Genomic DNA, 12,187 nt, shown 5'->3' with positions numbered 1-12,187 from the left:
CGCGGCGCAATTGGGGGTCGGCAGGGTTGCCACCATTGCCCACGAGCTGGGAAGAAGTGCAGACGGATCCGCGTTCGTGCGGAATTTATTCAAAAGCGCAGAGCTACTTGAGATCGCCAAGATCACAAGAAGGTGCTGATCGCAAGTGCCGTGAAAGATCTTCGCTAAGAATGGATGGTTTCCGCGAGACCATAGGTACTCCAAATTCGGGATCGAATCTTTCGCCTGGGAAAAAAGCGGCCTCCACCGCACGAAGTGAAAGCATCCCAAATCCATGAACACGAAGCAGTTCATGAGGGTAGCTTGACCTAATCTGATCGACTGTCTTGATGCCGCACCGCGCCAACGCATTGACGGCACGTGGAGATAGCACGCATGCGATTATGGCAGCGTCATTCATCGAAATGCTCCGATCTCCAAATTTCTATACAAAGTGTGCATAGGTGCTGTCACGATAGTACAGGACACCTGTCAATACTCTCAGGTCCGTCAGTTCTCGTTTGAGTCCAGCAACCGTAAAAGATGTTCGACGCTCAGACACTGTTCGATCACCCGACGTTCACTAATAACAACAGCAACTGTAACAGAATTCATCCAAATTGCCTTACAAATTTACTGAGTTGCGTGATTTTATATACATAAAACAATACCACTTACCCTCTAAAAAAAGAAAACACAGCAGCATATTTTCTACTAGGAAATCATCAAATCAAACGTAATGCAACAGTAGAAAAATCTTGATCTGATTTGGAACAATCTATATTGTTCTCTACCTATGGATATCAAAAGCCTGTTGCTCATCCCCGACAGTTTGCGCAAACTTCGCCTTCGCCAAGGTCAGACTCAGCGCACTGTAGCTGACCAAGCCCATGTGGCTCAGTCACTGCTATGTGCAATAGAGAAGGGGCGAAAGATTGTGGGACTCGAACAGGTAGAGCGAATGGTCAGAGTGCTGACTGACGACTCTGTTGAGATACAGCGCTTCAAAGACTTTGCAACTCACGATCAGATCGTCGCCCTCGTGTCTCAACGCTGTAGCGAGAGTCAAGCCCAAACGGTATCGGTTGCTCTGCGAGCACACTACATGCTCTCAGAAGGAGAGCTAGAAAACATTACATCTCTGCTCGAGGAGTGCATCACAGCTAAGAGCCTCCTCAAAAACCCCCGATCGGAGCTAAAGATGAGCCCATAAAAGACAAACGGCGAGCACCCTCACGAGTACTCACCGCTGCCTCGGTTCGCTGGAAGCTTCACCGGCTTGCACCTGAAGTCTCCCTCATTCCGCTGCCAGCGTCAACTCCCCCTTCGTCAGGGGAGGCATGTACTCGTCCTTTAATTACACATTCGTGCTCAGAAATGAGTGCGCAGGATATCTACATGCATAATATTTTTATTAACTGGCCTATTACTGAAGCTCAAATATCGGAACGCATTGAAGCTCTTATCTCCTCTCGTTCGCCCAGAAAGGTTATTACGCGCTCTGGGCGCAACGTTCGAGGATTGTTCCCCAGCCTGAAATCGCGTTCTCGCAAGGAGAAATTCGAGTCAAATCTGGAGGCTTCCGTCTTAGGAATTCTTGATGTCTCTTCAGCAGTCCTTCGACTGAGGACTCACCCCTATGTGTTGCTTCTATCCGGCGGCGCAGACACCAAAGATCTGTTTTACACACCAGACGTAGAGATCGAAACAGCAAATGGCAAAGTAATCATTGAGATCAAAGGCCTTCCGTATCTTAAAAGCCAGAAATCCCAGACACGCTACCGGTCGATTAGCCGAGCACTCCGAGGGCAGCGCATCCCTTTCATAACGATTCTCTCTTCAGACATTGAGAAGTGGCCGACACAAGACGAGGTCCAGCAGCTTTTAAAAGCTCGACCATGGCCTCGTTTTGGCACACGCAGGCAACTTCAATCCGGTGTACCAGGCTTGGATGTGGATGAGTGCTCAGAGGAATTTTTAGAGCGCTGGCGTAAGGCAAGCGAGGAGTGTGATGCCTTGCTAACACGCTTGATGAGCCGAGGTCCTGACGAAACGCTTGCCCAAGTTGCCTGAGGAGAAGTTATGCAATACGAACTTCCCTTCGACAACAAGAAGACTGTCTACCTCGACGACATAGCGTGCAAGTTCCTGGGTGTGACCAATGATGACCAGGTGCTGCTTCAAAACCAGGAATCCGGTGCCACCGTCATCGTCGGCTCGCAAGAGTTGGTTCAGAAGTACCTTGCGGGAGATCTGAAGCTCGCCGTTACTGTCAGGCAGATGCGTGTCCATGGCGAAGAGCATGGCGCAGCTGTGCGTGCTGACAAGATGTCTCCGTTTGGACGGTTCAATTCTGACCGGCACATCGCGTACGTGACCCAGCTCAATGAGCGCTTTGCCACTTGCGGCAGCCGAGCAATGCTGCAAAAAGCCATTGATCAAATCGCTCATGAGCGTGGCGAGCAGATCCCGCCGCACGCGTCCACTGTCTACCGCTGGTTAGGGGAATATCGAGCCGATGGCATTTCTGGGTTGCTGAGTCGGATAGGAAACTGTGGAGGGGCCAACAAAAGCAGACTACCGGCTCCGGTCGATGCGATCGTTCATCAAAAGATCGAGGAGACCCTCGATAGCAGCCACGTCTGGTCCGCTGAGGCCATCTTGGACAGCATCCGGGCAGAGATCAACATCAGGAATAAATTCCTGACTCAGCACGAGCGGCTGACTGCCCCATCTATACGCACCTTGCAGCGCAGGCTTGCATCGCTTCCGCAGTTCGATGTGGCCGTAGCTAGATATGGGATTAAAGAAGCCGAGCGAAGGTTTGCCAACCACGGCGTTGCACGGAGGACCAAGCGGATACTGGAGCTCGTTGAGATTGACCACACGCCACTGGACATCCTCATCGTCGATGAACACGGCAATGTCATTGGCCGACCCGTTCTAACGCTGATTATTGACCGGTACTCGAGGGTGGTACTGGGCTTTCATCTGTCTCTTGATGGTTACGGCGCGCACTCAGTTTTCGCGGCATTGCGCCACGCGCTGTTGCCCAAGACCTATCTTAAAGAGGGCAGGTTTGCAGATCTCAAGCTAACCTGGCCATGCTTTGGCTGGTTTGAACGCTTGCTGATGGACAACGGCAGAGAGTTCCACTCCCGTGCGGTAACCGATGCCTTGCTCAATCTCGGCATCGTCGGCGAGTTCGCCAAGTGCCGGCAACCTAACGACAAACCTTTCGTCGAGCGCTTGCTAAAAACCATCAATTATTCATTTGTTCATCAACTGGCTGGCACCACGTTTGCGAAATATGACCAACGGCAGGGTGTGGACTCTGAACAAGAAGCTGCCTTTACCCTCGAACAGCTCGACATTGCTCTTCATGTCTGGCTGCTGGATAGATACCATCGACGCCCCCACCGGGGCCTTAGAAACAAGACTCCGCTGCAATTGTGGAGTGAGTCTGCAAAGGCTTTTCCCCCAAAGCTGAAGTGCGACGTCGATCACGTGGATTTCGAATTCGCGGAACGGAAGGAGTCGGCACTGCAGCACTATGGGATTGATCTCAACACCTTCAGGTATACCTCCACAGAGCTCATGCAGCTGCGCCGAATGCTGCCCGCGAACCAGAAGGTGGAAGTTAAGTGGCCACGCAGAGATGTCGGACACATCTTTGTCTGGGATTCGCTCGACGAGCGCCCCATCAAGGCGTTCAATACTGAGCCTGAGTTCAGCGGCCTGAGCCTTGAGCAAGCACAAGCCGTACGCAAACACCACGCCCAGGATCTCCCGGAAAACCGGTCAATACGAGCTTCCGCAGTTGCGACTATCAATCAAATGCAGGAAGACGCACGGAAGTCAAAAAGACTAAAGGAGCGCAAAGCAGGGTCACGTCTGGCTGGAATGAACAGCAGTAGTTTCCGCGCTCCGAAGCGCTCGCCGTCGCGGCAAGGGCCCGTGCCTTCACGTCAATTTCAAGTAGATGTCGACACAGGCCATAGCGATGACCTCGATGTATTCGAAATGCTTGAGCTGGAGACCGAACTGTGAGCACCCTGCAAACCATCCAAATTAACTTCAGCCAAATTTCGCAAAAAGTGTCCAGCGCGTTTGGCAAGTTTCCCCAAGTGACAAGCCTGTTGAATACGCTAGACGAAAGGCTGCGATCGGCGTTGTCCCCAGGTGAGCCGGAGCACTTGCTGATAACGGGGCTGCCAGGGACCGGCAAAAGCACCCTACTGAACCACTTCACCAAGCTTCACCCAAGCATAGTTCATGAGGAATGGACAGAAGTACCCGTGGTCTATGTTGAGATTCCACCCAGGACGACGATCAAAGCCTTGGCTGGAATTGTTCTGCGCGAAATGGGCTCGCCATACTGGGACAAAGGGGACGAAGCTCAACGGACCATCCAGCTGCGAACACTGATCATTGCTTGCAAGACCCGCATGATAATCTTCGACGAGGTCAATCACTTGGTAGATCGCGGAGGCGTCAGAACGCACTATCACGTCGGAGATTGGATCAAGCAGCTGTGTCGTCCAGGTGGACCAGTCCTTGTGCTCGCGGGTATACCGCGCGCAGAGCTATTGCTCGCAACAAACGCTCAGTTGCGCAGTAGATTCGGAGAGCAGATGTTCGTTCATGCTCTGTCTGCAAACGGCGAGGACATCAAGCTATTTTCAAAGGTTCTCAAGAGCTTTGAGAGGATGCTGTTGCCGCTCCCATGCATCGACCTGGGCGATGCCGCTGTGACACGTCAATTCGCATTTGCTACAGATGGCCGCCTGAGGTCAATCTGCCACCTGCTACGACGTGCCGTCGCTATTGCTTCCCAGCAACCCAATCCAAAGATCGACGGGCAGACTCTGGCTCAAGCTTTTGTAGAAGTGGTTTACCGCGAAGCAACCCATGAGCGCAATCCGTTCCATCCCAAGTTCAATGGCATCGCGCTCACCCGCGCGAAAGAGCCGTTTGCTCAGGAGGCACAACGTGGATGAGTTGCAGAAAACGTACCCTGCTTCCGGGACAGCGCTGCTGGTGCGACCGGTACGAAAATGGGATGAGTGCGTCATTGGGTTTCATGGTCGAGTTGCCGCGCAAAATGGCATCAGACGCCGAGAGTTGGAACCACTCTTGCCCCGACAAAAAGTTTGCACCCATGCGTTCGGTCATCCGTTACCAGCTTGGGCCTGGAAGTACCGAGGAAAGGAGTATTCCACCTCCGCATGCATCCATTGCATATGGGAGAACCGCTACATCAAGCAGGCATGGAGGATCAAGCTCGTGGAAGTCTGCCACGTACATCACACGTTGCTCAAGCCTGCGCGCGGCGTGGATAACAAGCGCTGTAGCTTTGATTCCATCTATTCAAGCCTTGATGATCCGACATTCCGCTCGGCCAACACCTGTCACGCCAACTATCGTGATGATGAATGGAGAGTCTTCCAATCCATCTGGCCTTGGATAAATGAACAGCGGGAAGTGGGCTCGCAGGAGCTCGCTGCAAGCACACTCATCGCAACATTGCTACAGCGCATGGCATATGTCAGACCAGAAGATGGTGGCACCCAGCGACAACCATTCCTTGCCCAAGTGGACCGTTGGGCCAAGTCAATTGACCTGGACATATGCGCATCCAGATACGGTATCGATGAGTTGCTGGTGAGATTGCCAAGCTCGCTCCACCGTGCTGCGGCCTATCGATTTCTCAATGAGGTAGTGGATGCCGAAGAGATCCAACCGTCGGTCATGCGCGAGCTGCCTCTACACCGATGGCTGTCCCTGCTGCAATCGCTCCTCGCGTCAGGCTCTGATGCTCTAGCACCTGACAGACTGAGTGCCGTCGACAACGCTTCGTTGCGACAGCGGATAGAGGATCTGTACGTTCCCGCAGAAAAGAGGCAGTTCCTATTGGAGATTTTTGAAAGAGCCGCTACCCAAGCTGAACGAGAGCGCCCAAAACACGGTCGCATATTCAAGCTTCATAAGGCTATTTCACTCGAGGTGGTGGCAGCAGACATCTGCATGCCACACGAGGCCATTCGCCACCTGCAGCTCGGGCACTGCCAGCCTCTCGTCATTGCTCTACGTCGATGCGATTTGCTGCGAGCTTGGCAGACTGGTCCGCACCAGTTCTATCTGCGAAGCCAGATGGAGGGTATGCTGGAAAAGCTCACGCGTCACGCACATCCATTTGAAGGGCAAACTGCCCTTTCGCTCAACGAGCCGGCGTTCTACCAAGGAATCCATGACCAAGCCATCGAAGAGCTGCTCTCAAGCATCTCGATGGGGAAGGCTATGGTCTGGCATGATCCCAAGTGTCCGGGTTTAGAGGGCATCAAGGTCCCACGATCAATCCGAACCGAGTTGGCTGCCCGCACTCGTCAGCTCGACGCCGAGAAGTCCTCTTAGCATGCTCATCTCTCCAACCAAATTCCCATTGGAGTCAGAGGTGGGCTTCCTACTGCGCGTTGCTCATGCCAACGGATTGTGTGAGCCTAAATGGCTCGCTACGGATGCCACAAAAGGACTTCACCAACGACTGCGCATCTGTCCCCGTTGCTTGTTCGAGCCAAGTGCTTATTGGTTCGCCGCGTGGCAGAGCGGGCCTCCCATCTGTCACCAGCATCAATGCTGGCTCATTGATGCATGTCCGGACTGTCTGAAGCCTTTTAGTTTTTCGACTTGTAGGCTCCATTCGTGTAGATGCGGCCAGCCATATCGCGCACATTGCAGTGTTCCGGTGGATCCACAAATTTGGAAGAGCCTCTATGTGGATAGAGTTGATCCAGATGTTCTGATGTGGATGGGCTCTTTGGCCAAGCATGGCTTACAAGGCAAGCCAGGCAAACGTGCAAGCTCCAAACAGGTGCAAGAGATTGCTGAATTCATCGAGCTTGGATCGGCTGCGGCAGTGGAATGGCCAAAGGGGTTTCATGCTCTTCTCAGCCGCATACGTATCCCACAGACAGGTGCCAAGATTGCACTTGCAAGCAGCGCATTTCCAGCATTCGCTAAGCGCATTCGCTCAATCCGTGATACCGATTGGAGAGCCACAATCGAGATCGAGTTTCTTGACTATATAAGGAACACGCAGGGGCAAGAAAGTGCCCTTCTTTCCAGACAAATCAGATCTATGAGCAATGCAAAACTGATTGCTGGGAGGCACGGACTCTCCGTGGACCGTATCAAACGGGTAGCTTCGCAAAATGCGTTACCTGTGCGTGTAACGGAAGGAGGCCGAAAGCGGTATATCATTGCGCCTGAAATCGAGGAGCGAATGATTAAAGAGCTTGGTGACGAAGTGTCGACCAAGCAGGCGTCAGCAGTCCTAGGCCTGCACCCTACGCGCGTCACTGCGCTACTTTCAGCGCAAGAACTGACTGCATTGGGACGAGGGATCAGGCTTGCCTCAATTCGCTTATTCAAGGATCAGATACTGGCGTTGGCGACACCAGTCGACTCGCGCTCAGATCGATGGGCGTCCTTGAGCAAAGTCCTTAAGGCGTATGTACCTCGCACGTCTACCACTGAATTTTTCCAAGCAATCAAGACACGCCAGATTGGGGTGAAGTGCACCATCCATCTGCCTTCTCAGACACTTGGTGAAGGGCTACTGATCCAACCCGACCAGGTACTTGCATGGCTCGCCACCCTGCGCGCGGTACAACGGTGCTCAGACCTCAAGCTCGACATCACTCATGTAGCCAAGGCGCTAGGTGTCAAACCGGATGTGGTGCGCACGCTTGTTCTCAAGGGCTTTCTCACTCCCATAGAGACTCGTGCCAACGCGCGGGCGCCGCAGTATTTCCATCGGCGGGACATTGACCGGTTTCAAGCAGCGTTCATCAGCCTCAAGTCGTTAGCTGCAGAGGCTGGTATTGCCCCCAAACAAGCGCCCTGCTGGGCTCGCCAGGTTGGTTACGAGATCGTAAGCGGCCCCACTATAGATGGTTGCCGACAGTATTTCGTACGCAAGGCGATGCCCCGAAAGCCCGAACGTCTGGCGTCATAGCAACACCCATCGCGAGCATCGGCGCAACAGCTTGCCCACGCTCTTGATTCAGATTACCATTGGCCTAGAGCGCGCTTGAGCCTCCTCGCTCTCTAAACATATGATGAGGTCCGCGTAGCACCGTCCATGGTCGGCTTGTAAAGAGCAAATAGTGGGAAGGTTAGACAGCGGCTAACCATTTGGACAATTAAATTGCGCTCCAATTTTTGTCTGAGACCGGGTGGCGAGTTTCTGAACTCTTATCCGGGATGTGTGAGCGCCAGGCGACTCTGCTCTCCTGAACGCGACTTGAAAGCCAGATCCGTTGATCTGGCTTTCGCCTTTGAGGCCCACGTTACTACAATGTAGAAGCGGTGATCCGCGCTACTTTAATGTTCAGATTCCTCGATAGGATGGATGATCCCACTTGGCCGGATCAGCTAACCTATCCGCTGCATCACTTCCATGCGGACTTGCGGTCAACAACAGGATAGACAACTATGACCTCGAACAGCCAACCTAAGATCCCTCAGCAAGACCCATCTGTTGCTGGCGAGGAAGTTCGCTATGAACTCGACGACGGCCCCCTGAACAAGGCGCAAGTCCAAGCCATCCAGAAGTTAGCCGACGAGCAAGCGTTCACTGGAGCGACTATCCGCAAAACTAGCCTTCTGCCAATCGAACTATAGGCTCGTAGCCTTATGGACGATCTCGTGAAGACGTCATGGGACGGATCGGCGAGCCCTTGTTTGTGCATCAGGTATAGGCTTTTGCCAAGCGGCCCGTTGGAGTGAAGATTCCAGCAGCCACTGCAGCCTCGAAGGCCTCTTTACCTTTCAGCGCCTTTACTACGTAGCTACCACGTGGCAGTTTTTGTCTAACGCGATGAGCCAATTTGGCTGGGTTGGATTCAACAACGTATTCCTTTCCATACTCGTCAGCAGTAAATGAATTCGTAGCGGCCTGACGCTTGCGCTGTTGAGACTGTGGTGCCATTGGGACCACTATGACACAACAAAGGAAGGTTGGCATATAAATACACATATGAGGTACCAAATGCTGAGGGCACCCTTCTCAAAAACAACCGCAACCAAGCACTGCGTCTGTCTCTAGCCTCGAACGCTTCTCAAGCGACCTGGTCGGCTAGCTGACCGTACCAGCAGGTCCGCCAACTCCCTAGGTCTTGATCTTTGCGTTCGCACGATGGCCGAGCTTGCAATGATAGTGCGCATCCGTTCAGCTGGCCGTCCAAAAACCGTCACTCATTGGCCAGCATGGTCTGAGAAACCTCGATTTCCTACAGCTCCATATCTCGCGATGACGCTGACCGTACCATTTCACAAACAGGCGCACCGATTACAAAGAGTCCTGCCCCGCAAGTCGGCTATAGTGTTTGCAACAAATCCACTCCCGGATCTGGTCCAGTGACCGTGCAGCGCGCAAAAAAGGAGGGATGGCGGCTTTTATGGCTGAGTCTGGTGCTTATCTTCAAACAGAATGCGCGCCGTTAAGCGACGCTACAAGCTCTATCCCGCATTTTTTCTTACCAATGTTAGCCGCAGGCGCCAGATATAGCGTGCGGTTTGGCGCGGTATACATTTCGTTAGCCATCAGAGGACAATATGTCACGCGAAAAGATTGAGAACAAGCACTTCGAGAAGTACGGACTGTTCCTCGTAGAGAAGCACCGTCCACCCAGTCGAGGTGGCAACACTAGTGCGCTCCATTCCCATGCGTTGACCATTGACGGTGAGCGGTACAGCTTCCTGGCACTTGGGTCCCAGCAGTGGGCGTACAAATCTGATAGCCTATCGTTCGAGTACGAGATCAAAAACGGTTACAAAGAAATCGTTGTGGAGACTTTTGTGGCTATATGCAAGTCCGGCTCACCAATAGTTCGTGGCAATAGAGGCTTCAAGCCTACACTGCGTACGGCAGATTCCCGCATGCCTGCTAGTCGTCGTGAGCAACGGGGCTAATGGTCAGAAATTCATTCAAGCCGAAGCCGCTTTGTTTATTTTCGCACCGTAGTAGCATTGAGCTTTCATCGAACACACAGCGTTGAACCGCATTCACTCTAGTAGTCACAGCCGACTGTAGACTTAGTATCCTAGTAAGAAACTGTCTCTGCGTCTGCTCTAACGTACAAGGGATGTTTCGGCATACCGGTGTTCGTGATGGCAAGAGCTTCCAAACGCTGCTGTAAACGCCCTCGGACAGCATCAGAGCGCCCCATGAGCGTCCCACCGTTTCCCCATGCCGCGATTGCAATGTCAGCCATCGAAACTGCGCGGTCGATCCAGGTGTCATTCTCCGGTCCAACTGGCTCGGTATGCGCCTGCAAGGCCCGGGGATCTGTCGATCGGAGTGCAAATAGATTGACCATCACCAGCAACCCCGCATCACGGCGCTTCGCAAATCCAATGCACCGCCTGATTGTTGGATCATCGAGGGTCGCATCAGCCGTCGATGGATTTAAGCCAATGAAGGTGACAACCCGATCCGTAAGCCCGATCTGCCGTGACAACATGTAGCGGTATTGACCACAGTCAGAAATTACGGCTGCAGGTATGTGGGGATACAAATTCATTGGTTCTTATGAGCGCTGTCTTCGGGATGACTCTTGCCCTTTGCAGAGGTTGGCTCAGCTGAGTTCTTCTCGCCTGCAGGTTTGGAGGCAAGTTTCCGCTGCTCTCCGCCCTTCGTTGAGGTATCCATTGGTGCTGGAGCGGAGCCAGCATTCTTCAACTCCTCAACAGTCCTTTGTTTCTTTGCCGAATCTTCGGTGCTGGAATCTGGCGCCTTCTGCCTTATTTCGTACCCTGCTGCTTCAAGCGTCTTTGCAAGCGTAGCTCCGAACCACCCAGGCGCTAGGGTGGCGAAAAGCCCCAACACAGTAAGGATCAGGCCAACAACAGTGATCAGAGCTCCTAAAGTTGCTCTTATCAATGACATCGTTCCGTCTAACTTGATGGCGAAATCATTTGTTCGTTTTTCAAGGTCAGCCAAGTGGCGCTGCAACATGAGAGGCGAAAACACTTGTTCAGTCATGTTTGCAAGCAGCGACGCCTTTATGTCGACCTGCCTCTGCGACGCACCATTGTAAGTTTTGGCAGAATCCCTATCAAGGTCGGCATAGACGATAAGGAACATCGGCTCACCACGTTCAACAATAACGTCGGCCGGTCCAGCGTTGTATACACTGAACAGAAGTTTTCCATCCCAACCAGGGTCGACATGAAAGCCTGAGACGTTTATCAAACCTTTGAATTTGTACCCTGCTCTAATGGAAATTAAAGCGAGCGCATAATTAGGGACCCGCACGCTTTCAAGCGTCATCAGGAAGGCAAACTGGCCAGGGCGAATTCGAAGCAGATTATCAGGCGGATCTTTTAGAACACTGACTAATGCGGCCGAAGGGGCGCTAGATGAGAATTTGTCAGAGGTTGCAAAAACCTGATCGCCAACAGATAGGCGATAGGATGCACAGTCCAAATTCTTTACGTTAAAGCCATCAATCAGCCCAGGAAGGTGCTGAGCGAGCTCTTCTCCACTCCAGAACGCCACCCTTAACGCTCCAACGCAGGGAATGGCCGCAGAAAAATCGACTTCAACTCGACTCCACTCAGTCTTGCTCGTACATCGCTCTCTAGCTTACCGTTCAGATGCCCGAGGATACCCAGGACTACAGCAGTAAGTTGGGCAACAAGCACTTCCATCGTCGCACGAGGATCACCTCGCTCCATATGATCTGCGGACTCAATAGCTTTTGCCATCTGTCCACCAAGAACCACAAGTGTCCGCACAGCCTCAGCAGATAGATCTGTGCTCTGGATCTTCTTTCCCAGTTCTCGGGCCAACGAGTCAAGATCATTCGCATCTGCCACTTCGGAGATCGACTCGCCGAGCGAAATATTCATTGCATTCGCTGAAGCCATGCAAATAATTAATGTATCGATCAGTGTCCCCCGCAATTGCTGCGAGTCACCTGTTCCTCGGGACATCTCGATCCGACCTGCATACTTGTAAAAGTGCAGAACCATGTGCTTCAAACGCTTGTAGAGGTTGAAGCTTAAGATGTCACGGTGGGCGGCTTCATCATGTGCCTGCTGCAGCTTCTGCAACGGCAGCAAGATGCGCTCTGCTGAACAGTGCTTCATAGCAGTCCTAGGGTCCTCATGTCAGTCAGTACAAAAAACGCTCAAATCCTTT

The 12,187-nt window shown here is 52.6% G+C and carries 12 protein-coding genes; 7 read left to right on the top strand and 5 right to left on the bottom strand.

Annotated features, from left to right (window positions below; all coding sequences use genetic code 11):
• Positions 1 to 103 precede the first annotated feature (103 nt).
• Complete coding sequence (locus N4T19_RS23370) at positions 104 to 400, bottom strand: DNA-directed RNA polymerase subunit alpha C-terminal domain-containing protein (protein ID WP_409935123.1); 297 nt, start codon at positions 398 to 400, stop codon at positions 104 to 106.
• A 375-nt stretch (positions 401 to 775) separates the two neighbouring features.
• Between N4T19_RS23370 and N4T19_RS23365 the strand changes: the two genes are divergently transcribed.
• The 7 genes from N4T19_RS23365 to N4T19_RS17320 all read left to right on the top strand — a co-directional run bounded on the left by N4T19_RS23365 (position 776) and on the right by N4T19_RS17320 (position 8,664).
• Positions 776 to 1,192: a helix-turn-helix domain-containing protein gene (locus N4T19_RS23365; protein ID WP_409935122.1), complete on the top strand. Its 417-nt coding sequence runs from the start codon at positions 776 to 778 to the stop codon at positions 1,190 to 1,192.
• A 185-nt stretch (positions 1,193 to 1,377) separates the two neighbouring features.
• A complete protein-coding gene (locus N4T19_RS17345) occupies positions 1,378 to 2,052 on the top strand; it encodes a hypothetical protein (RefSeq protein ID WP_260718639.1) in 675 nt (224 codons plus the stop codon).
• A gap of 9 nt (positions 2,053 to 2,061) precedes the next feature.
• On the top strand, positions 2,062 to 4,029 hold the full coding sequence (locus tag N4T19_RS17340) for a Mu transposase C-terminal domain-containing protein (RefSeq protein WP_260718638.1): 1,968 nt from the start codon (positions 2,062 to 2,064) through the stop codon (positions 4,027 to 4,029).
• A complete protein-coding gene (locus tag N4T19_RS17335; RefSeq protein WP_260718637.1) occupies positions 4,026 to 4,979 on the top strand; it encodes a TniB family NTP-binding protein in 954 nt (317 codons plus the stop codon). The genes N4T19_RS17340 and N4T19_RS17335 overlap by 4 nt, the downstream gene beginning before the upstream one ends.
• On the top strand, positions 4,972 to 6,393 hold the full coding sequence (locus tag N4T19_RS17330) for a hypothetical protein (protein WP_260718636.1): 1,422 nt from the start codon (positions 4,972 to 4,974) through the stop codon (positions 6,391 to 6,393). Before N4T19_RS17335 ends, N4T19_RS17330 begins: the two co-directional genes overlap by 8 nt.
• Positions 6,394 to 6,724: 331 nt before the next feature.
• Positions 6,725 to 7,996, top strand: a complete 1,272-nt coding sequence (locus N4T19_RS17325; RefSeq protein ID WP_260718635.1) for a helix-turn-helix domain-containing protein — start codon at positions 6,725 to 6,727, stop codon at positions 7,994 to 7,996.
• Positions 7,997 to 8,475: 479 nt separating this feature from the next.
• Entirely contained in the window at positions 8,476 to 8,664 is a 189-nt protein-coding gene (locus N4T19_RS17320; RefSeq protein WP_260718634.1) for a hypothetical protein, read from the top strand.
• Between the two features lie 67 nt (positions 8,665 to 8,731).
• Here the strand turns inward: N4T19_RS17320 and N4T19_RS17315 are convergent, their stop codons facing one another.
• The 4 genes from N4T19_RS17315 to N4T19_RS17300 all read right to left on the bottom strand — a co-directional run bounded on the left by N4T19_RS17315 (position 8,732) and on the right by N4T19_RS17300 (position 12,135).
• Complete coding sequence (locus N4T19_RS17315) at positions 8,732 to 8,971, bottom strand: hypothetical protein (RefSeq protein ID WP_260718633.1); 240 nt, start codon at positions 8,969 to 8,971, stop codon at positions 8,732 to 8,734.
• 1,114 nt (positions 8,972 to 10,085) lie between these two features.
• Positions 10,086 to 10,565 (bottom strand): DUF1643 domain-containing protein, encoded by a 480-nt coding sequence (locus N4T19_RS17310; RefSeq protein WP_260718632.1) that lies wholly within the window; start codon positions 10,563 to 10,565, stop codon positions 10,086 to 10,088.
• Complete coding sequence (locus tag N4T19_RS17305; RefSeq protein WP_260718631.1) at positions 10,562 to 11,542, bottom strand: dCTP deaminase domain-containing protein; 981 nt, start codon at positions 11,540 to 11,542, stop codon at positions 10,562 to 10,564. Before N4T19_RS17305 ends, N4T19_RS17310 begins: the two co-directional genes overlap by 4 nt.
• A gap of 2 nt (positions 11,543 to 11,544) precedes the next feature.
• Positions 11,545 to 12,135 carry a hypothetical protein gene (locus N4T19_RS17300; protein ID WP_260718630.1) on the bottom strand — a complete coding sequence of 197 codons (591 nt, stop codon included), beginning with the start codon at positions 12,133 to 12,135 and terminating at the stop codon, positions 11,545 to 11,547.
• Positions 12,136 to 12,187: the final 52 nt, after the last annotated feature.

It is taken from the genome of Comamonas squillarum, assembly GCF_025309455.1.
Lineage (GTDB): Bacteria > Pseudomonadota > Gammaproteobacteria > Burkholderiales > Burkholderiaceae_C > Comamonas > Comamonas squillarum.
This window is presented reverse-complemented; position numbering and strand designations above follow the sequence as displayed.

What these genes read in the sequence shown, in the direction of transcription:
- N4T19_RS23370 (WP_409935123.1), bottom strand. Translation starts at nt 400, where the DNA reads ATGAATGACGCTGCCATAATCGCATGCGTGCTATCTCCACGTGCCGTC.
- N4T19_RS23365 (WP_409935122.1), top strand. Translation starts at nt 776, where the DNA reads ATGGATATCAAAAGCCTGTTGCTCATCCCCGACAGTTTGCGCAAACTT.
- N4T19_RS17345 (WP_260718639.1), top strand. Translation starts at nt 1,378, where the DNA reads ATGCATAATATTTTTATTAACTGGCCTATTACTGAAGCTCAAATATCG.
- N4T19_RS17340 (WP_260718638.1), top strand. Translation starts at nt 2,062, where the DNA reads ATGCAATACGAACTTCCCTTCGACAACAAGAAGACTGTCTACCTCGAC.
- N4T19_RS17320 (WP_260718634.1), top strand. Translation starts at nt 8,476, where the DNA reads ATGACCTCGAACAGCCAACCTAAGATCCCTCAGCAAGACCCATCTGTT.
- N4T19_RS17315 (WP_260718633.1), bottom strand. Translation starts at nt 8,971, where the DNA reads ATGGCACCACAGTCTCAACAGCGCAAGCGTCAGGCCGCTACGAATTCA.
- N4T19_RS17310 (WP_260718632.1), bottom strand. Translation starts at nt 10,565, where the DNA reads ATGAATTTGTATCCCCACATACCTGCAGCCGTAATTTCTGACTGTGGT.
- N4T19_RS17300 (WP_260718630.1), bottom strand. Translation starts at nt 12,135, where the DNA reads ATGAAGCACTGTTCAGCAGAGCGCATCTTGCTGCCGTTGCAGAAGCTG.